At 48.1% G+C, this 19416-nt stretch carries 21 protein-coding genes and 1 pseudogene; 19 read left to right on the top strand and 3 right to left on the bottom strand.

Annotated elements, in window-relative coordinates:
- Positions 1-22 precede the first annotated feature (22 nt).
- The 3 genes from ASG81_RS21030 to ASG81_RS21020 all read left to right on the top strand — a co-directional run bounded on the left by ASG81_RS21030 (position 23) and on the right by ASG81_RS21020 (position 2118).
- Positions 23-298, top strand: a complete 276-nt coding sequence (locus ASG81_RS21030) for a hypothetical protein (RefSeq protein WP_056638808.1) — start codon at positions 23-25, stop codon at positions 296-298.
- Positions 299-431: 133 nt separating this feature from the next.
- On the top strand, positions 432-1241 hold the full coding sequence (gene speD, locus ASG81_RS21025) for an adenosylmethionine decarboxylase (protein ID WP_056638826.1): 810 nt from the start codon (positions 432-434) through the stop codon (positions 1239-1241).
- Positions 1242-1248: 7 nt separating this feature from the next.
- On the top strand, positions 1249-2118 hold the full coding sequence (locus tag ASG81_RS21020) for an SDR family oxidoreductase (protein ID WP_056638805.1): 870 nt from the start codon (positions 1249-1251) through the stop codon (positions 2116-2118).
- Between the two features lie 46 nt (positions 2119-2164).
- On the opposite strand, the gene ASG81_RS21015 is transcribed toward ASG81_RS21020, so the two are convergent.
- The gene (locus ASG81_RS21015) at positions 2165-3049 is read right to left on the bottom strand and encodes an SDR family oxidoreductase (protein ID WP_235548963.1); all 885 of its coding nucleotides are present in this window, start codon (positions 3047-3049) and stop codon (positions 2165-2167) included.
- Positions 3050-3115: 66 nt separating this feature from the next.
- Between ASG81_RS21015 and ASG81_RS30125 the strand changes: the two genes are divergently transcribed.
- The 6 genes from ASG81_RS30125 (at position 3116) to ASG81_RS20990 (ending at position 8346) form a co-directional block, all read left to right on the top strand.
- Complete coding sequence (locus ASG81_RS30125) at positions 3116-3289, top strand: WYL domain-containing protein (protein ID WP_081417482.1); 174 nt, start codon at positions 3116-3118, stop codon at positions 3287-3289.
- 159 nt (positions 3290-3448) lie between these two features.
- Entirely contained in the window at positions 3449-4681 is a 1233-nt protein-coding gene (locus tag ASG81_RS21010) for an aminopeptidase (protein WP_056638802.1), read from the top strand.
- Between the two features lie 244 nt (positions 4682-4925).
- Positions 4926-5987 carry a fatty acid desaturase gene (locus tag ASG81_RS21005; protein WP_056638799.1) on the top strand — a complete coding sequence of 354 codons (1062 nt, stop codon included), beginning with the start codon at positions 4926-4928 and terminating at the stop codon, positions 5985-5987.
- Positions 5988-6132: 145 nt separating this feature from the next.
- Complete coding sequence (locus ASG81_RS21000) at positions 6133-7251, top strand: sensor histidine kinase (protein WP_056638796.1); 1119 nt, start codon at positions 6133-6135, stop codon at positions 7249-7251.
- A gap of 28 nt (positions 7252-7279) precedes the next feature.
- Positions 7280-7879 carry a response regulator transcription factor gene (locus tag ASG81_RS20995; protein WP_056638793.1) on the top strand — a complete coding sequence of 200 codons (600 nt, stop codon included), beginning with the start codon at positions 7280-7282 and terminating at the stop codon, positions 7877-7879.
- Entirely contained in the window at positions 7876-8346 is a 471-nt protein-coding gene (locus ASG81_RS20990) for a YdeI/OmpD-associated family protein (RefSeq protein WP_056638790.1), read from the top strand. Before ASG81_RS20995 ends, ASG81_RS20990 begins: the two co-directional genes overlap by 4 nt.
- A 277-nt stretch (positions 8347-8623) precedes the next feature.
- Here the strand turns inward: ASG81_RS20990 and ASG81_RS34100 are convergent, their stop codons facing one another.
- A complete protein-coding gene (locus ASG81_RS34100) occupies positions 8624-8773 on the bottom strand; it encodes a DUF4372 domain-containing protein (RefSeq protein WP_081417481.1) in 150 nt (49 codons plus the stop codon).
- A gap of 167 nt (positions 8774-8940) precedes the next feature.
- Here ASG81_RS34100 and ASG81_RS20985 point away from each other — a divergent pair, with 167 nt between their 5' ends.
- The 10 genes from ASG81_RS20985 (at position 8941) to ASG81_RS20935 (ending at position 19017) form a co-directional block, all read left to right on the top strand.
- Positions 8941-9384, top strand: a complete 444-nt coding sequence (locus tag ASG81_RS20985) for a prepilin peptidase (RefSeq protein ID WP_056638786.1) — start codon at positions 8941-8943, stop codon at positions 9382-9384.
- An 89-nt stretch (positions 9385-9473) separates the two neighbouring features.
- Entirely contained in the window at positions 9474-10283 is an 810-nt protein-coding gene (locus ASG81_RS20980) for an SAF domain-containing protein (RefSeq protein ID WP_056638784.1), read from the top strand.
- A gap of 4 nt (positions 10284-10287) precedes the next feature.
- A complete protein-coding gene (locus ASG81_RS20975; RefSeq protein ID WP_056638781.1) occupies positions 10288-11499 on the top strand; it encodes an AAA family ATPase in 1212 nt (403 codons plus the stop codon).
- A complete protein-coding gene (locus ASG81_RS20970) occupies positions 11465-12808 on the top strand; it encodes a CpaF family protein (protein ID WP_155971748.1) in 1344 nt (447 codons plus the stop codon). Before ASG81_RS20975 ends, ASG81_RS20970 begins: the two co-directional genes overlap by 35 nt.
- On the top strand, positions 12801-13742 hold the full coding sequence (locus ASG81_RS20965) for a type II secretion system F family protein (protein WP_056638775.1): 942 nt from the start codon (positions 12801-12803) through the stop codon (positions 13740-13742). Before ASG81_RS20970 ends, ASG81_RS20965 begins: the two co-directional genes overlap by 8 nt.
- A gap of 4 nt (positions 13743-13746) precedes the next feature.
- Positions 13747-14679, top strand: a complete 933-nt coding sequence (locus ASG81_RS20960; protein ID WP_056638772.1) for a type II secretion system F family protein — start codon at positions 13747-13749, stop codon at positions 14677-14679.
- A gap of 23 nt (positions 14680-14702) precedes the next feature.
- On the top strand, positions 14703-14924 hold the full coding sequence (locus tag ASG81_RS20955; RefSeq protein ID WP_056638769.1) for a Flp family type IVb pilin: 222 nt from the start codon (positions 14703-14705) through the stop codon (positions 14922-14924).
- A complete protein-coding gene (locus ASG81_RS20950; RefSeq protein ID WP_081417480.1) occupies positions 14863-15351 on the top strand; it encodes a TadE/TadG family type IV pilus assembly protein in 489 nt (162 codons plus the stop codon). Before ASG81_RS20955 ends, ASG81_RS20950 begins: the two co-directional genes overlap by 62 nt.
- A gap of 18 nt (positions 15352-15369) precedes the next feature.
- Positions 15370-16926 (top strand): hypothetical protein, encoded by a 1557-nt coding sequence (locus tag ASG81_RS20945; protein ID WP_056638762.1) that lies wholly within the window; start codon positions 15370-15372, stop codon positions 16924-16926.
- Between the two features lie 1554 nt (positions 16927-18480).
- The gene (locus ASG81_RS20935) at positions 18481-19017 is read left to right on the top strand and encodes an AAA family ATPase (protein ID WP_442952932.1); all 537 of its coding nucleotides are present in this window, start codon (positions 18481-18483) and stop codon (positions 19015-19017) included.
- A 102-nt stretch (positions 19018-19119) separates the two neighbouring features.
- On the opposite strand, the pseudogene ASG81_RS32230 reads toward ASG81_RS20935, so the two are convergent.
- A pseudogene (locus ASG81_RS32230) lies at positions 19120-19416 on the bottom strand (transposase); the annotation flags it as partial.

Raw genomic sequence — 19416 nt, 5'->3', positions numbered from 1 at the left:
GATTAGGAAGGGAGGTTATAGCATGAACGAAATCGTAAACAAATTTTGCATCAAAACTTTCGGTTCCACGAACCTCGTCACGGAGATCGGCAAGGTGACGAAGGTGGCCAGCAGAACGATCCACGTCGATTGGGGCATGAAAAAATACGTATACCAGAATAAAGATTTCAGATGGATTCCGCTGACGAAAGAGGAAGTGGAAAATAAATATCCGAAATCGAAGTTTACAGAGGATTCGCTTAAGCGGGCATTGGCATTTGGTCTGGAGATCAAAGGCGCGCAGCGTTTACCGGAATAGAGTTTGACGTGAAAAGCATTTTGCATTCGGCTAAACCGGATGTGAAATGCTTTTTTTTTGTCAGGTATAGTGGTTTGTCGCATTTGTCTTTGGGTAAAAGGAAATAGTAGTTATAGAAAAGGAGGTGTGTGCCCTGAAATTAACGCCGGAACAGCGAATACAACTGCATGGCTTCAATAATTTAACGAAATCGCTCAGCTTTAATATGTATGATGTGTGCTACACGAGAACAAGAGAAGAGCGCGAGTCCTATATCGCCTATATCGACGAGCAATACAATTCGGACAGGCTGACGAAAATATTAAATACGGTTTCGGATATTATTGGAGCGCATGTGCTCAATATCGCCAAGCAGGATTATGTACCGCAAGGCGCCAGCGTAACGCTGCTTGTATCTGAAGGGCCGGTCAGTGACGGTCCAAATGAATCGTTTGAGGAGTCGCCGGGTCCATTGCCTGAAGCAGTTGTCATGCATTTGGATAAAAGTCATATAACGGTACATACATATCCGGAATATCACCCGAATGAAGGAATCAGCACGTTCCGGGCAGACATCGATGTGTCTACCTGCGGCGAGATTTCACCGCTTAAAGCGCTGAACTATTTAATTCATTCATTCGATACCGATATTATGACGCTGGATTATAGGGTGCGGGGCTTTACGCGCGATATTAACGGCCACAAGCTGTTTATTGATCATGACATTAACTCGATACAAAATTACATACCGAAGGAGGAATGCCTTCTATATGACATGATCGACGTTAATATTTATCAGGAAAACGTGTTTCATACGAAATGCAAGCTGAAGCAATTTGATCTGAACAACTATTTGTTCGGCTATACGAAGGATTCGCTTTCGGTCATGGAGCAAGAGGAAATAACGAGAAGACTGAAGACCGAAATGGACGAAATCTTTTATGGGAAAAATATAAGGAGCTGATTTCCGCATGTCTAATTCAACGCAAAAAAAGCAGGTATTTCCGCCCCAGAACCAAAACAGGCAGCCGGGCATCGAATCAGAGATGAACCCTTTGCCGGTATTCGAATCGGAGTCATACTTAGCCGCAGGCAAGCTGAAGGGAAAAGTTGCGATTATTACCGGTGGTGACAGCGGCATTGGCCGCGCCGTTGCGGTTGCTTATGCGAAGGAGGGCTGCGACCTTTGTATCGTTTATTTGAATGAGCATGAGGATGCGAAAGCAACACAATCGGCGGTGGAGAAAGCAGGAGTGAAATGCTTGCTGCTTGCAGGCGATATTGGGGATGAAGCGTTCTGCAAAAATATTGTGAAGCAAACCGTTGCGGCATACGGAAAGCTGGATATCGTCGTTAACAATGCGGCTGAGCAGCATGTCCGCAAAAAATTAGAGGATATCACCGCTGAGCAGCTGACAGCGACGTTCCGGACGAACGTGTTCGGCATGTTTTATTTGACGATTGCCGCGATGCCTCATTTGAAGACGTCCAGTACGATTATTAATACGGCCTCCATCACCGCTTACAGAGGTAATCCGACATTGATCGATTATTCGTCGACGAAGGGGGCAATCGTTTCGTTCACGCGCGCGCTCGCAATGAATTTGGCCGGACAAGGCATCCGCGTGAACGGCGTGGCGCCCGGCCCAATTTGGACACCTCTCATTCCCGCATCCTTCGATGAGCAGTCCGTGTCGACATTCGGCTCCGATACCCCGATGCAGCGGGCCGGTCAGCCTTATGAGCTGGCGGCCGCGTACGTCTATTTAGCGTGTGACGACTCAAGCTATATGACAGGACAAATGCTGCACATCAACGGCGGGGAAATCGTGAATGGATAAGCTTTCGTTAAACGCACCCGCTGCCGTGAGGTGCAGATATGGTAGGCTACAAAAAACCATGCTCCCGCGCGTAATTACCCCAATGCGGCTGTCTGCCATCGACATCGGAGATGCCGAATTCATCAGACAGCTGCCAGCTTGGAAACACTTGACCTGACTTCTCCAGCACATTCTTGCTTGCTGCAAGCGCGGCAATTCCTCGGCCAATGAAGTAAGGCGTTTCCGATTGACTGAAATGCTCGGCCTGAGGTTTGCCGCTTTGCACAGCATCAAGCCAATTGGCCTCCGTTACGCCAAAGTGCTCCAGCATTTCCTCCGAGCGGAGAAAGCCGGGCGTTACCGCAACAGCAGAAACCCCGTACGGCTTTAAATCGGCAGCCATTGCTGCGGCAAGGTGGATCGGCGATATTTTGGCCAGGCTATAAAATAAGCTTCCGCGATAGCGGTAATCAATCCCGTCGGTTACTTCAATGATCAAGCCTTTCTCTCTCCGCACCATTAATGGCGCCCCGTAAAAGCTCGTAATGAGATGCGCCTTCACGGCACGCTCCTGCATGATCAGCCCCTTGCTCAAGGAATGCTCCCAAAACGGCTTATCCCATTCCGTTAACTGCTCTCCGCCCCAGATGTTATTGACAAGCACGTCGAGCTGACCGTTCTGTTCCTTGCTTATTTGCTCGAATAAAGCCTGAACATCCGCCTCTACCGTATGATCCACTCGAATTGGAATGCCTACGCCGCCCAGAGCGGTGACAAGCTCCGCTGTCTCCTCAATCGTTTCAATCCGGTTCATGTCGGAGGCTTGGCCGCGAATGCTTCTCCCCGTACAATAAACCGTTGCTCCCGCTTCGCCCAGGCTTGCGGCGATTCCTCGACCAGCACCGCGCGTGGAGCCTGCGACTACCGCTATTTTCCCTTTTAATGCTTGCACCTGAATCTCTCCCATCCCGCTTCTAAAGTTTACTCCTAGTCAGTTTAGCAAAAGAAATACGCAACTATTGTCATATATTCTTGGTACAAATGTCAAAATAATCGAGAGCGGGCCTTCAGAAGACAGGGCTGGCTAACAGCAACGGTTGAATTTCAAACGGTAGAGTCCGCCTGCGAAATCATCCTTAGCTTCGGATCGCGAATGCAGGCGGTTGAACCGGCCGAGCTGCGACAAGAATGATAACCGAGGCGAAAGGGATTAATAAGCTTTATAACGATTTATAGAAAATAGTTAGTGTCATTTTGCTGCATAATTTGACTATAGGCTTGCTCATTCGATACAATTCAAGCTATAGCCAATATTTAACTTGTAGTTAGGATAGAAGGGAGAATACGAATCATGAGTGGATTTGCAAATCATTTTGATAAGTATGCAGAACTAATCGTAAAAATCGGCGTGAACGTCCAGCAGGGGCAAGAGGTATTCGTGACCGGGGCTGTCGATAACGCAGCGCTCGTCAGACTTGTGGCAAGCAAAGCATACGCGGCTGGCGCGAGCAACGTGCATGTCGATTGGACCGACGATTCATTATCCCGTTTGAAATATGAGAAAGCGGCCGATGAGGTGTTTACGCGGTTCCCTGAATGGGAGACGGGCAAGCGCAATTCGTTCGTGGAACGCGGCGCTGCGTTTATCTCCATCGTATCCTCAAGTCCTGATTTGCTGAAAGGGATAGACACTAGCCGGATCTCAAATTTCCAGAAGGCTTCCGGTCAAGGCTTAAAGGAATTCCGCAGAGCGATTCAGGCTGACAAGGTAAGCTGGACGGTCGTAGCGGCTGCGAGCAAGCAATGGGCGGCTAAAGTATTCCCTGAAGCCGGGGAAGAGGAAGCGGTCGAGCGGCTATGGAATGCGATTTTTGATTCCGTAAGACTGCATGCGGACGATCCTGTTAAAGCATGGGAAGAGCATAACACGAACTTACATAGCAAAGGCGAGACGCTGAACAAGAACCATTTTCAAAAATTGCATTACACCGCTCCCGGTACGGATCTTACGATCGAATTGCCGGAGAAGCATATTTGGGTCGCTGCGGGCAGCACGAACGTTAGCAACGTTCCTTTTATGGCGAATATGCCTACGGAGGAAGTATTTACGGTACCGCTCAAAACAGGTGTAAACGGATATGTTTCGAGCACGAAGCCGCTTAGCTACGGCGGCAACATTATCGATCGCTTCAAGCTGACATTCGAGAACGGGCGCATCGTGAAGGCAGAGGCCGGGGAAGGGCAAGAAATATTGCAGCAGCTGGTCGATATCGACGAAGGCTCTCATTACCTTGGAGAGGTCGCGCTGGTCCCTCATGAGTCGCCGATTTCGCAGTCTAACATTTTGTTCTACAACACATTGTTTGATGAGAACGCGTCGAATCATCTTGCAATTGGCAGCGGCTATGCTTTCAATATCGAGGGCGGCAAAACGATGTCTCCGGAAGAGCTTGAGAAGCATGGCGTTAACGCAAGCATTACGCATAATGATTTCATGATAGGCTCCGCAGAGATGGATATCGACGGTATTACGAAAGACGGCACGGTCGTACCGATCTTCCGCAAAGGCAACTGGGCAATTTAACACAAGCATGAAGTAAGGGCTATCTAAAAGAGGCGACTGCTTCTTTTGGACAGCTCTTTTTCTTTTTTCTGGGATTCGTGACATATAACCGGCGATTTCCCAGCGTGATATATGACATTTGTCATGTCTTCTTATTGACGTTTATGACTATAATCACCTGACACTTTTCTTTACAATATAGTTAGAATACTGCGTTAGACGTCCGGGATACTCTCCATGCGTCATTTTGAGGAGGAAGAATGCAATGACAGAGCCGAAACAAGCTCACCTGAAGAAAGAAATTGCCCCATTTGAGAAAACGGATTTAAAGTCGAGTATCAGACAGCTTATTAACACCTTAGTGCCACTCGTTCTGCTCTGGTATGCCGCTTACTATAGTCTTTCGATATCGTATTGGCTTACTGCTCCTTTGGTGGTGCTTACTTCCGGTTTCGTCATTCGGACATTCATCATCTTTCATGACTGCTGCCACGGATCGTTCTTCAAAAGCAAAAAAGCGAATGACATTATAGGTACCATAACAGGCGTACTTACGCTTGTTCCTTATAGACAGTGGAAAAATTCCCACTCCATTCATCATGCAACGAGCAGTAACCTCGATAAGCGGGGCGTTGGCGATTTGTGGATTCTTACCGTAGAAGAATATGCTGCAGCGCCATTGAGCCGCCGTATTGCATATCGGATGTACCGCCATCCGCTCGTGATGTTTGGTCTAGGTCCAATTGGCGTATTCCTTATTCAATACCGTTTTAATGTTAAGGGCGCAAGACGCAAGGAACGGATGAACACCTATTTGACGAATGCATTGATCGTAGGCTTGTACGCATTGCTTGTTTGGGCAATCGGCTGGCAAGCTTTCCTGCTTGTTCAAGGCCCCGTGTTTTTCGTATCCGGTCTGCTTGGCATCTGGTTGTTTTATGTGCAGCACCAATTCGAGGATTCCTACTTTGAATCCGAAGACGAATGGAGCTACGTAAAGGCTGCTGTTGACGGAAGCTCATACTACAAGCTGCCTAAAGTATTGCAGTGGATTACGGGCAACATCGGCTTCCACCATGTCCATCATTTGAGCCCGAAGGTTCCAAACTATTATTTAGAGCAGGCGCATAATGCGACGCCGCCGCTGCACAAAGCGACGACGATTACGATAAGCGAGAGCTTGGAGTCGCTCCAATTTCGCCTTTGGGATGAAACCGGTAAAAAATTTGTCAGCTTCAAGGGGATCAAGCACCGTCTTCGGAAAGTGAAATCCGAAACGGCTTCAGACCAGCTGAAAGCAACGCGTCCAAGCTTGAAATTCAAGTAGTCTATTACAGAAGCCAGGCCGTCACAGGCTGGCTTCTAATTGTTTTGGCTTACAAGGAAAATAAATACTTGAGCAAACGTATATGCTAAAATGATGATAACCATAATGCAACCAAAGCCTGGCATAGAAAAAAGGGTGAACGACCATGAACAAGTGGTATCAGATTTTTCATAAAAATACAGGTTTAAGCCCTTACGTTTGGGTCGTCTTCTGTATTCTGCCTTTTTACTTTATTTTTCGCTCATCCTCGCCTTATGAGGTCGTGTCCGGCATTATTATGATTATCCTGTTCTTTATTTGTTACCGTCTGTCCTTTGTTTCCAAAGGATGGCTCGTTTATTTCTGGACGAGTGTGCAAATTGCCATATCGATCGCGATGACGATGTTGTTCAGCTACGTTTATTTTTCGATTTTTTTAGCTTTCTTTATCGGAAACATTCAGAATCGAGCCGGATTCTTCACTCTGTACACGATTCATATCGTAAGTACATTCGTGACGGTCAATTACGGCTTCGCTACGCAAAACAGTTTGTTTTTCACACAGTTTCCGTTCATTCTCATTAGCCTGATCGTCGTTATCCTGCTTCCCTTCAACACGTACAACAAGAATAAGCAGGGGCAGCTCGAAGGAAAGCTTGAGGATGCGAATAAGCGGATTTCGGAGCTGGTTAAGCTGGAAGAGCGGCAGCGGATCGCGCGTGATTTGCATGATACGCTCGGACAGAAGCTTTCGCTTATCGGCTTAAAGAGTGATTTGGCAGGGAAGCTGATGATCAAAAATCCGGCAGAAGCGCAGGCTGAAATCAATGACGTTCGCCAGACTGCAAGAATGGCTTTAAAGGAAGTAAGGGAAATGGTTACGCAGATGCGCGGCACGAGGCTTGAGGATGAAATGTTTCGGGTCAAGCAGATTTTGAAAGCGGCCGAAATTGCATTTGAGCTCGAAGGCGAATTGAAGCTGGGTAATACGAATCTATTGACTGAAAATGTGCTAAGCATGTGCTTGAAGGAAGCGGTAACGAATGTTGTGAAGCACAGCGGGGCAACCACATGCACCGTTTCGATCCAATCATCGCGCACAGAGCTCCTGCTTACGGTGAAGGATAATGGCGTAGGCATTCCCGAGTCGGCTAGAAACTGCGGCGGGCATGGCCTTCAAGGCATGAAGGAGCGTCTTGAATTCGTGAACGGGAGCTTGGACATTGTCACGAATGACGGAGCGACGCTCATGATCAGAGTGCCGAACGTAATTAAACAAATCTAACGCTTAGCTAACGGAGGGATTGAGGGATATGATTAGAATCGTCATTGCCGAGGATCAGCGCATGCTGCTGGGCGCCCTCGCTTCTTTGCTTGATTTGGAAGAGGACATGAAGGTCGTCGGAAGAGCGGGCAACGGAGAAGACGCGATAAGTCTTGTTCATGAGCTTAAGCCTGACATTTGTATTATGGATATTGAAATGCCGGCTAAGACGGGGCTTGACGCTGCCGAGGAGCTGAAGGGGCAAGGCTGCAAGGTCATTATTTTAACGACGTTTGCACGGACCGGTTACTTCGAACGCGCCCTCAAGGCGGGAGTTAGCGGCTACTTGCTGAAGGACAGCCCAAGCGAGGAGCTTGCCAACTCGATTCGGAGCGTGATGGCTGGACGGCGTATTTTCGCCACCGAGCTGGTCGATGAGGCATACGGACAAGAAAATCCGTTAACGGAGCGGGAGAAGGAAGTGCTTGTTCTCGTTGCGGATGGAAAAAATACGAAGGAAATTGCGAGCGAGCTCTTCATTACGACAGGAACTGTCCGCAACTATATAAGCGTCATTCTCGATAAGCTGGACGTCAGCAACCGGATCGAAGCGATTACACGCTTTAAGGAGAAGGGTTGGTTTAAATGAAAGTCCATGCATTTGAAGCGGTTTTGGTGAAACCGGCAGCAGTCGGGTCCTGGACATATGTAACGGTTCCTTTTGACGTTGAGGAGCTCTTCGGCCGTAAATCGCAGGTGAGGGTTAAGGGTACAATAAATGGTATTGCCTACAAGGGATCTTTAATGCCGCATGGTAACGGGACGCACTTTATGGTCGTTAATCAAGCATTAAGGGATGCTGCCGAGGTTACGGCGGGCTGCATGGTTAGCGTAACGATGGAACATGACGAAGAAGAACGAGTCGTACAAGTGCCTGACGACTTTGCCCGGCAGCTGGAAGCAAACGAGGCAGCCGGAGCTTTTTTTGGACAGATCTCTTATTCTTATCAGAAAGAATACGTGAGCTGGATTGAAGCAGCGAAGAAGCCTGAAACGAGAATCGATCGGGTCAGTAAAGCGATCGTGAAATTAACAGACGGACGTAAGCTAAAATGATAATGCGCCAGTGAGTCGCTAAGACGATCTCAACGGCGCATTTTTTTGTGTGAGTGGGAAGACTTAAGGAAAGAGTACTAGGGAAGGGAGTTAATGGGATGATGTAGCTGGCAACTTAAGGGAGAAACGATACTCGTTTCCTTAACTGTTGGGTGACAAGAACATTATCTCATTAAGAACCGCGTAAATAGCGGTTTTTTTTGTGTTATGGGGTAAAGTTGTTGTTATCTGCAATCAGAAAAGGTTTTATTGCGCTGAAAAACGGAAGGCCTAAAACCTAATACGTCATTGCAATGTCGCGAAGCCCGTCGCGTCCTTGCAACTCCGCGTGAAGAAACAGCTTGAAGTAAGCGAGCGTCGTTAGTTTCTTCACGTACCTATCTTGACCAATTTCGTTGACGCTATCTATGAACGTTTTCGTACAAATTGGAGCTAGTCATTTACCAAATGAGGAAAATAGAGTATTCTTGTCCGTGCGCTGATCCTTTTCAGTGGATTACGGACAGACAGGAACTACCTACCATAACCATTGTAAAGTTAAATGCAACGCTAGGATACATATTGCCTGGGTGCAAGTTAGGATGATTTTGTTATATGCAAATGGCGTTAATCACACTGCTAGTCTGCCTATTAGTGTTTTGTGTCGCAACCGATTTAAGAAGCCGCATGATTTATGATTGGGTGACCCTGCCGGGCACAGTGGTCTTTCTTGTTTTTCATCTCATAGCGAAGGATATTTCCATGCTTGAGCCGCTCGCGGGGGCAGCTGGTTTGGGGGTGATCGCTTTGCTTGTCGCAGTGGTCAGCAAAGGGCAGTTCGGCGGCGGCGATATAAAGCTTTTTATGATGATCGGCGCATGCTTAGGCTGGTCGATTGGTATTTGGGTATTTATGCTTACTTTTTTGGCTGCGGCCTTTATCGCATGGCCGATTCTGCTGTTGCAGAAGCTGTCGCCGCAAAAACGGAAAGTGAAGGAGCTGCCGATGGCACCCTTCATAGCCTTCAGTTCGATACTTATGGTTGCATTGGCATATTGATGCGAGGTCGTCAAACAACTAGAATTACATAAGAATGAAAAGAGAGAAGAGATTAAGCTTATTAATAGGGCCAGGGGTGTTGGAAATCTATGTTTGAGTCAAAAAGACGCGCATTTCTTTTATTATTCGTATCTATTTCGTTAGGTTTGATCGCAGTTATTTTATTTTCCACGTATATGCAGGAAACGAAAGAAAGCATGGGAGAACTGGTTATGGTCCAGGTCGCGGGAAATAACATTCCTGCAGGCCAGCTCATAACCGAGGACCTGCTGACAGAAGAGCAAATTCCCCGCAAGTATATGCTGGAGTCTCTAATCCAATCGCCTGCCGAGCTTGTTGGGAAGGTATCGATGGTTCCGATCGCCAAAGGTGCGGTAATCACTTCTGTCATGCTTAGAGACAACAGTCTCGTGTCGGGCGAGTACCGTCAGGTTATGCTTCGCGCACCCATGTCCGTATTCGATGATCAGATTGATGCTTATGACGAGGTTGATATTCTTGTTTCTTACGAGCAGGAGGGCGGCGCCAAGGAAGCTGCGGCGGACCGCAGGACGACGAAGGTGCTCCTAAAAGGGGTGACGGTAAGCAGTGTCCATAAGAGCGGCGACGAAACGGTAGCCGTAGGCGTGCTCCTGAAGCTCGCTGACACGAAGAGCTTGATATGGGCACTTAACTATGGCAAAGAGGTACGGCTGCTCAAAACAGGCAATGCGAAAGCCTCCCAAGAGACGCCAAATACCGACGAGCCTATAGCAGCAGATCCGGCATCAGCTGCCGGCTCAGGGGAGCCGGCCCCAAGTCCGAAGCCCACTGCCAAACAAGCGGCAGCCGCTAGCGCCAAGCCGGCAGTAAAACCGACGCCGCCAGCTGCCGTTACGCCGCCGAAGGGAGGAGAATAAGCCTGTGAATACTGCCAAAATATCGATCATTACAGATGACAGCCGCCTGATGCAGCAGCTCGTCCAGCATGTCAACTTTCTCAATCTGAGCATTGGAGAAACCATTGATAAGCCCAGAGAGGCCTACATGCATCTGCATCCGCTGGAGCCGCGAGTCGTGCTCCTTGCTGAACCTCTCGAGGAGATGAGCATTCCGCAAATCATACAGCAACTAAAAAAAGTTAACAACAGCGCACCTATCATATTTATGTCGCGCGAGGACCGGTTTGAGCAAATACGCGAGCTGTACCGCTGCGGGGTTTCCGACGTTCTCCGCGTTCCGGATGAGCTTGGGCAGCTCGAGCTGCTGCTGGACAAAACCGTACGTCAAACTTCGGATAACCGGGATCGGAGCAGAGCCCCTGGCTCAACCGGCTCAGATGGCGGTGAGGTTATTGCTCTCTATAGCGCCAAGGGCGGCTCGGGTACGACAACGGCAGGCATTAATTTGGCGCAAGGGCTTGCGATTCAGTCCGGTGCCCGTGTCCTGCTTATCGACTTAAACATGCAATTTGGCGGCTTACAGCAATATCTCGATATACAGTTCGAGCGAAATTTAGGCGATTTGAAGTCCGTGCTAAGGGAACTGACTTACAGCCAGTTAGATAATGTCCTGTATAAGCTGGCTCCTTCAGATGTTCATCTGCTGCTGTCGCCGGCTCACCCGCAGGAAGCTGAAAACTTTAAAGGCGAGGATATCGAGCTTTTATTCGCCGCTTGCCGCGCGCATTTTGATTATATCGTGCTGGATTTACCGAAGGAGCTGAACGAAATATCAATCTGTGCGTTGGGGCAGGCTGATCGCGTGCTGTATCTGCTGCATTTGGACCGGCCATCGATTGTGAGGATGAAAGGCGTTTTTGATATTCTTGAGCGCTATCATTTGACCCACGAGGAGAAGCTTTCCATTGTGGTGAACAGGCACAGCAAGAAAAATGACGTCACGCTGGAGCATCTGGCGAAAATGACGATGATTCCTGTTGTCGGCGTTTTGTCAGAGGACGTAAAGCGCAATGTACAAACGTCTATGAATCTTGGAAAGCCGCTGCTGACAGAGAAGAAGGTGAAGGGACTTAAAGGTCCAGCGAAGGATTACATGGCTCTGGCTGCAGCATTGCTTAAGCAAGAAGGGGGCGTGAATAGTGTCCATCTTCCATCAGCTAAGCAGTCGTCTTGAGGATTCGCCGAAAATTGAAAAGACCGCGCAGGATTTTATTGACTACTTGTTCAACCATTACAAGGAAAGGCTCCTAAAAGAAACGAATCTGGATCAATTAATTAAGCTTCCTAACTTTCAGAAGCGGCGGACGATTGAGAAGCTGATCACCGACATGCTGGAGCAGGAGAAGGTCATTATTACACAGCTCGACAAAACGAAGCTGCTGGATATGATTCTTAATGATTCCGTCGGCTATGGACCGCTTGAGCCGCTGCTGCAGGATGAGGATATTACTGAGATTATGGTAAACGGTCCGAATGAAGTGTACATAGAGAAAAAAGGCACCATAACGCTTTCGAACATATCGTTCAAAAATCAAGATCATATTCGCCATATTATTGACCGAATCGTCGCGCCGATTGGCAGACGGATCGATGAAAGCTCGCCGCTTGTAGACGGAAGGCTTGAAGACGGCAGCCGGATTAACGCTGCGATTCCTCCGATTGCTTTGTACGGCCCTGTGCTGACCATTCGAAAGTTCAAGAAGGACCCGTATGTTATGCACAACCTGCTTGAATTTAAATCGCTGTCGAAGAAAATGTCTGAGTTTCTTGAGGCGGCGGCGGCCGGAAAGATGAATATTCTAATTTCCGGCGGTACAGGCAGCGGGAAAACAACGCTCTTGAACGTCGTTTCCGCAGCCATTCCCGTTGGAGAACGCGTAATTACGATCGAGGATATGGCTGAGCTTAGACTAGGTCGTAAAAACTGCGTTTCCTTGGAGGCAAGGCCTGCAAATATGGAGGGAAGCGGAGAAATTACCATACGCCATCTCGTGCGCAACGCGCTTAGGATGCGGCCGGACCGCATTATTGTCGGCGAGGTGCGCGGCGGAGAAGCGATGGATATGCTGCAAGCGATGAATACCGGCCATGAAGGCTCGCTGACGACGATTCATGCCAATACGCCTCGCGATGCCATGTCGCGTTTGGAGGCGATGATTCTGATGAGCAATACCTCGATGACCGCTGAGGTCGTGAGGCCGTTCATTTCCGCGGCGATTCAGATCGTCGTTCAAACGCTGCGTTTGTCTGACGGCTCGCGAAAGGTCGTATCCATTGCTGAGGCGGTGGATGAAGCAGGCGAGCTGAAGCTCGTGGATATATTCCGCTATGTGAGAACAGGCACGAGCGCAAACGGAAAAAGCATCGGACGGTTTGAAACAACGGGCTACGTTCCGAAATGTTATGAGAAGCTGAAGGCATACGGATATGATCTTGGCATTGATTTTTTTGCCGCGGGCCAGGAGGAAGTAACTCATGTCTAACGAGCTATGGTTATGCATCGTTTTATTTCTCACAGTAGCGCTCGGCACGCTTGGTATCTATGAGCTAGGCAGCGTGCGCAGACAGATGAATGGCCTTTACCGCAAGCTGGATGAGCTGCATACGGAGGAGGCCAAAGCCTCGCGAGGAACGTACCATCGGCTCTCTCTCCGTTTTAAGCAAACGGAGTATGGACGGAGCCTAGAGGACCGTTTGACAGCCTCTAACTTAAAGCGGAGCCCGCTCGATTGGCTGCTCATTTTGACCGTTATGTGGGTTGTGCTTTCCATACTCGTAGAACGGATGATGGGACTAGGCATGCCTTACAATTTGCTTGCTGCTTACTTTGTGACCAATTGGGGCTCGAAGCAATGGCTCAAATCCCGAAGCAGTAAGTTCAGCCAGCTAATTAACCGGCAGCTTCCCGAGGTATGCCGCATGCTGTCAAGCTGCATTCGCGCCGGCATGAGCGTACAGCAAGGAATTGATATCGTAGCAAAAGAGCTGAAGCCGCCTGCGGGATTATTGTTTCAAACCATGTCCAGGGAGCTCAAAATGGGTACGATGCTACATTTGGTGTTGGAGCGCGTGCATGAACGTTTTACCAGCAAGGATATTCGCTTGCTTACGCAGACGATTATCGTGCAGCGGCAGGCGGGAGGCAATCTTGGTCAGGCGCTTGACCATTTGGCGAAAACGCTTGAGGAGCGCGAGCGCATGAACAAAGAGATTAGCAATCAGACAGCGGAATCGCGTTATATTGCGCTCACGCTGGCGTTAATGCCCGTTTTCCTGATCGTCGTATTCAATATGGTGTTTAAAGGATTTATTATGCCCATATTCACTGTGCCCGGCATGGTCCTTGTGGCTGTGGTGCTACTGCTGATGACGGTAGGTTTCCTGATGATTCGCAAAGTATCCAATATAAAGGCGTGACGATATGAATGAGTGGACTGAAGCTTTGTTGTATGCGGGATTCGCAGTCTGGTGCTTATCCATGCTGTTATTTTGGCGATACCGCCTGCATCGCATAGCACTGCTTAAGCGGCTCGGCTTGATCAAGCAGGAGCGGAAAAAGAAAGAAAAATGGACAAATCGCTTCTCTGTGCGCGTTTTCGCATGGTCCAAGCAGCTTGCTCCGCTAGGGCGCCGCTTTCGAATGTTCTCGAATGAGGAGGAGCTGGAGCGGAAAATAGCGCTAGCCGGCTATCCTGGAGGCTTGCAGCTCGATTCCTATTACGGCTTTCGCTTTTTGTGCCTGTTCTCCGGTCTGTTCGGAGGGACGATTTTATCCTGGCTCGGCATTGGCGGCGGCGGTACGATTCTTGCTCTGTTCGCAGCAGGCCTTGTGTTTCCGCCGATGTGGATTCGCTCGGCTGCCGCACGGAGACAGGAGCAAATCGCGATTGAGCTTCCAGATTTTATGGATGCCATGAGCGTGACGCTGCAAGCTGGTGTGCCGCTGGATCCTGCGATGAAGCAAATCGTGAAGACGATGGATGGGCCGCTGCAGGAGGAAATGAGCCGCTTCCAGCAGGAGCTGGATATTGGGGTGCCGAGAGAGCAGGCTTATCTGCGCTTAATGCACCGCAATCAATGCAAGGATTTGGAGACCCTTATCCTGTCCTTGATTCAAGGTAGCAAGCTGGGTGTTCCGATAGCCAATACGTTCAAGCTGCTTGCTGAGGATATGCGCGAATCGCGTATCGGGCGCATCAAGGAAAGGGCTGCGAAGGCCGGTCCTAAGGTGACGCTTATTACGACCTTTGTTATCCTACCGGCTGTCATCCTGTGCGTAATCGGATTGCTTGTTCTTAACTTTATGTATAACCCGGAAGGGCTTGGCATTTCTTGGGATGCATTCAACATGTAATGATGAGAGGAGGTGAACGGAACATGCTGACGAATTTCGGAATCAAACTATACGGCAAATCAGTTCAAATATGGAATCATACAAAAAATCAGCGCGGCGCACAAGCCATTGAATATATCGGGGTTGCTGCCCTTGCGGTCGTACTCATTCTCGCGATGATTAAGCTGTTTGGAAGCGACGGTGATGGAATTGCGAAAAAATTGGTCGACAAGCTTAAAGAATTTATCGATAAAATCAGTCTTTAACCGCAAAAGGGGCCGAGAAAACCGTCTCGGCCGTTTGAGGCGGCTTGCAGGAAATGAGCAGGGCTCCCAAGCAATTGAATTTGTCGGGGTACTGCCTTTATTTTTGTTAATGATACTAATCGTTACCCAATTCGTCTATGCAGGCGTGACCGTTGTCGTTGCTAAGCAAGTCGCAATGGAGGGTGCGCGCGCTGCAATGGTTGAACTTACGTCTGGAGCGAATTACGAGGCTGCGGTTCGCAACGCAGCGGGCAAATATAAGGTGAACAGCCTATCTAAGCATGAGTATATTTCTGGGTCGGATACCTATGTCACCGTCAAGGTTACGCTGGAATCTCCCATCGTGACAGGAGGATTATTTCGATCCTCCGGCATATCGCTTCCCGTCTCGTCAGAGGTGACGGTGCGCAAGGAAGAGTTGAAATAGCCCGCTGGCTGAGAGGTTGTGATTACGATTCGAAGAAGCTTGAAACAGCGCTTCTTTCTTGCGTTGACAATCCTAATATGGATATGTGCAGCTGTTCCTTCTGCTTTTGCGGAAGAGGCTGATATTGATTCGCAGCTTGATTCCTACACGATTCCGGACAAAAGCGTCCCGGCGGCTCCAATTATTGTAGATACAGCCGTACCGGATGGCTCCAAAGGCAATCCGCCGACATATGAAGTAGGCGATACCGACCCAGGCACTGGCCAGGGGGGAATGCCTGACTCGCGGGGCGGAAGCGGACACCTTCCAGGCTATGATTCGGGCGGCGGCTCGCACGGAGGATCCGTTGACGGTAAAGGGGATGGGCCACAAGAAGGCGGCGGTATAGACGGGACAAACCCTCAATCACCCGAGCAGCCAGGCAGCGATGCTGCTGATGATGGGCAGCCAGGCAGCAAGGGGACGCCCGATGGAACGAATGATCCTCAGGGTCCTCAGTTGCCGGGAACAAGCGGCGACAGCAGCTCACCGGGCGGCTCCGATCCGCAGACTGGTGAGGCTGGCGGCACGGTTCAAGCTGGAACAGAAAATACAGGAACAGAGAATACAGAGACGTCGGATACCGGAACGTCGGATACCGTTAAGCAGAGCACGAAGGACCCAGATAGCAAGCCGTGGTATGAGGGCTTCTTTAATCATGTGAAGCAAGCAGCGACGGGTGCATTGGCCGGCGCCATTGGAGCTGCTATCGTTATTGTTGTCGTCGTAGCGGTTGCGGCAGTGCTTGGAGTAACGATTGGCGTACCTTTATTGATTGTGGCGGCAGCCGCGGGTATAATCGCGGGAGCGGTATATGCTTTATATGCAGGGGATTCGTTTAATTTCCTAAAAGGGATCGGGATTGGCGGACTGGCTGCGGTATCGGTTATTTCTATCGGTCAAGCTGGAATTGCTGCGGCTTTCCGCGGCGGTTGGCAGCTTATTACGAATATGGGGGTGCGGGGAGCTTTGCGGGCCGCAGGCACGCGAATAGCTACCTTCGCGCAGGGTGCATTCAGCGCGCTTAGAAGCGGCATTGCTGCATTAGCGCGTACGCCGGTCGCAACGCTCAAATCGGCGATCGTTTCCAAATCGTTTGGTTATACGGTTTTGCTTAATATGGGAACGAGCGTATTTGCCAAGCTTGCCTTTGAAGGAGAATTGCCAACCCTTCAGGAAGGGGCTTTGATGCTCTCAGAAAGTGTTGCCGGGGCACTTGTTTTTGATAAAATCGGAGATATTATCGGCAAGCAGGCTTTGAGCAAGCTGGGAAAACGGCTGTCCTCCTTTGTTGCGAGCGCTTTTGAGTCCATGACGATCAACGTGCTGCTTAAGCGGGAGAACGCGGATCCGGGAAGTGCGTCGCAGGTTGGCTTTTTTAAAGCGTTTATCCTGCAGCCGCTGCTTGGATTTCGTTTGAATCGCTGGCGGGCGAATGAACAGGTAGGCACGGCGCTGTCTGATCTTGAGGCCAGAGGGATTACGGTAGATTCCTCTAATATAGGCGACAAAAAAATGACGAAGGCTTTGGAGTAACGGTGCAAACCCCAATTCGGTTCGTCACTGGGGGCAGAATGGACATCAGGTTACCCAAAACCAGTATGATCGCATGCTAGAGAATCAAGAGAAGCTGACACAGATGGAGAACAAGCAGCAAATCGTTGAGAAGCTGACAGAGAAAGCGATAGAGGAACCAGTCAAGGATAAATTTGGACTAGGGAAGTGAATAGGATGCTGAAGTGGATCCGGGCRYTGGAGGATAAGCAGCTGCTTCGCGGTGTATGGTGGAATACTGGCATTTTTGCTGTTGTGTTTCTCTTGTTATGCTATTTGGGCGGTGATCATGATTATGTGAGYTTCCAAACAGCAGTCGTGATCTTGATTGTCGTTTACTTTCCGGGMTTGTTGMTATTGCTGGCTATGTATATCAAAGCAGATGCTGAAACGCGCAGAGCCTATAACATACGAATCGGATTAGTTGCAGCCGGTGGCGTTATTACCATAGTGTGGAGNCTGGCTATGTATATCAAAGCAGATGCTGAAACGCGCAGAGCCTATAACATACGAATCGGATTAGTTGCAGCCGGTGGCGTTATTACCATAGTGTGGAGATATTTGAATTAGCGATAGCCGGAGAAAAGGATTTGTAAAATTTAATTATTGTTTTCGGGATTTTGGGAATTCTGCTTGTAATTTGGGGCTTTTTTATGGAGCCATATTGAGCTAAAAGCTAACAAGTTCTCAATAATTACTGGATGCTGATATGTTGAATATCACGAATGAAGAACGACCCTCAATAGCTGAGCCTTTTGCATACGGGTAAAGATAGTTTAGGAGCTCGCTGCGAGGTGACTCCTCTTTCCTTTATTTCAACGGGAACGGAAACGAAATATTTCGGTGACGGAAGCCATAGAAGAACAGGGTATCAAACTCAAAGAAATGGAATCGATTAAAAAATAAAATAAACCCCCTAATATAGATATTGGAATAACAAAAGGATTTTTCCAATGCCTATATTAAGGGGTACACTTCAGTATCGGTGTAAAACTAAATTTTATTTATCATATCGACTATTAACCCTACCCACCCAATCAATGATGCCCATAAAGGAATAGATAAAGTGGTACCCCAGAATAACCCGATAACTAAACTTCCGTCCTTATTCATAGGCGTCACCTCCTGAGTAATCTGCCGTCCATTTCTTTTCTGTGTGGTTAGTTATAGTATATGTAAGCGCTTTATAAAATACAAGTATTTTTTATACTATTCTAAATATTCTGTAATTTTATTCGTGAGTTTAAGAAAATTTAGAATTTGGCATGTGGATCGGTAGAATACTCACCAGGCTAAGTCCAATGCTTTTCCTATATATAACCAAATAAATTGTTTAATAATAGATCAATTGTGCTTGATTTCTTCTAAGAGATAGAGATTGATGTAATACATTCAAATTACGTTGGTTATAACGCTTGTAATTAGGCAAGAATGCAGGATCATTTATTCTATATCCAAAATCAAAACTAGTGCCGTCTAATGCTTGGATCTGATAGCTCATTATAGAACCGTCTTTTAATTGAAAGAACAGGGGGTATGTCGATGTGGGGAAGCATTGATTTAAATGATTTGTTCTATCGAGAAGATAATTCAGCTCCTTTAGTAGTAATGATGTGTGGTGTAGCAGGCTCAGGTAAAACTACATTTGCACAGCGGTTAGAACAGAAAGGTTATGTACGTCTCTCCATTGATGAAGAAATATGGACTACTAATGGCCGTTATGGGATTGATTTTCCAGCTGAAAATTATGAGCAATACAAAGCAGATGCAGAAATGAAGTTACGTAATCACTTGGTAAGTCTTATACACGATAAACATCAAGTAGTAATTGATTTCAGTTTTTGGCAACGTAAAAGGAGGAATGAATATAAAAAACTTATTGAAGATGCTGGCGGTATGTGGAAACTTGTTTATTTGAAAGTCCATCCGGATGATTTACGTAAACGACTTCGTATACGAAGCCAACGCTTTGATGCAAATGCCGCATTTCCAATTACAGAAGATATTTTAGCTACATTCTTAAATGGTTTTGAAGCGCCCTTAGATGAAGGGGAAATTGTTATAGAACATTAGAGAAGAGTTCTTTCTGTTAATTATTTTCGGTTTAGCTATTGAAACAAATAATGATAACTTTAATGGTGCAGCCGCTCATACAATAATCGGTCCAGTGACCCCTTTGCGCAACGCGCGAGGGCTTTCAAATTCATTCAGATAAATACATTCGTATTTGAGTGACCGGAAATAGCGCTCTGTTCGGCTGTTATCCGTTGCTTGTCCCTTACCCTCCATCGACACTTTAACACCTTCTTGCTCAAGCAGTTCAAGATAGGTTGCATTGGTAAAATGGATCCTTGATCGCTATTCATAATCAATGATTCTGCGGCTGTACCAGTCGATGATGTTGAACAGGTACATGAAACCATTGCCCATCCGGAGATACGTAATATCGATCCCCCAGACTTGATTCGGTCG

This window comes from Paenibacillus sp. Soil522, assembly GCF_001428245.1.
GTDB lineage: Bacteria > Bacillota > Bacilli > Paenibacillales > Paenibacillaceae > Pristimantibacillus.
Note: the sequence above shows the minus strand (reverse complement) of the source record. Positions and strands in the feature narration are given on the sequence as shown.

Bases quoted from the DNA above. Each gene is read 5' to 3' on its own strand.
- ASG81_RS21030 (WP_056638808.1), top strand. From the start codon at position 23: ATGAACGAAATCGTAAACAAATTTTGCATCAAAACTTTCGGTTCCACG.
- ASG81_RS20965 (WP_056638775.1), top strand. From the start codon at position 12,801: ATGTCTAACGAGCTATGGTTATGCATCGTTTTATTTCTCACAGTAGCG.
- ASG81_RS20960 (WP_056638772.1), top strand. From the start codon at position 13,747: ATGAATGAGTGGACTGAAGCTTTGTTGTATGCGGGATTCGCAGTCTGG.
- ASG81_RS21010 (WP_056638802.1), top strand. From the start codon at position 3,449: ATGAGTGGATTTGCAAATCATTTTGATAAGTATGCAGAACTAATCGTA.
- ASG81_RS21000 (WP_056638796.1), top strand. From the start codon at position 6,133: ATGAACAAGTGGTATCAGATTTTTCATAAAAATACAGGTTTAAGCCCT.
- ASG81_RS20935 (WP_442952932.1), top strand. From the start codon at position 18,481: ATGTCGATGTGGGGAAGCATTGATTTAAATGATTTGTTCTATCGAGAA.
- ASG81_RS20955 (WP_056638769.1), top strand. From the start codon at position 14,703: ATGCTGACGAATTTCGGAATCAAACTATACGGCAAATCAGTTCAAATA.
- ASG81_RS20985 (WP_056638786.1), top strand. From the start codon at position 8,941: ATGCAAATGGCGTTAATCACACTGCTAGTCTGCCTATTAGTGTTTTGT.
- ASG81_RS20995 (WP_056638793.1), top strand. From the start codon at position 7,280: ATGATTAGAATCGTCATTGCCGAGGATCAGCGCATGCTGCTGGGCGCC.
- ASG81_RS21005 (WP_056638799.1), top strand. From the start codon at position 4,926: ATGACAGAGCCGAAACAAGCTCACCTGAAGAAAGAAATTGCCCCATTT.
- ASG81_RS20950 (WP_081417480.1), top strand. From the start codon at position 14,863: ATGGAATTGCGAAAAAATTGGTCGACAAGCTTAAAGAATTTATCGATA.
- ASG81_RS21020 (WP_056638805.1), top strand. From the start codon at position 1,249: ATGTCTAATTCAACGCAAAAAAAGCAGGTATTTCCGCCCCAGAACCAA.
- ASG81_RS20990 (WP_056638790.1), top strand. From the start codon at position 7,876: ATGAAAGTCCATGCATTTGAAGCGGTTTTGGTGAAACCGGCAGCAGTC.
- ASG81_RS20980 (WP_056638784.1), top strand. From the start codon at position 9,474: ATGTTTGAGTCAAAAAGACGCGCATTTCTTTTATTATTCGTATCTATT.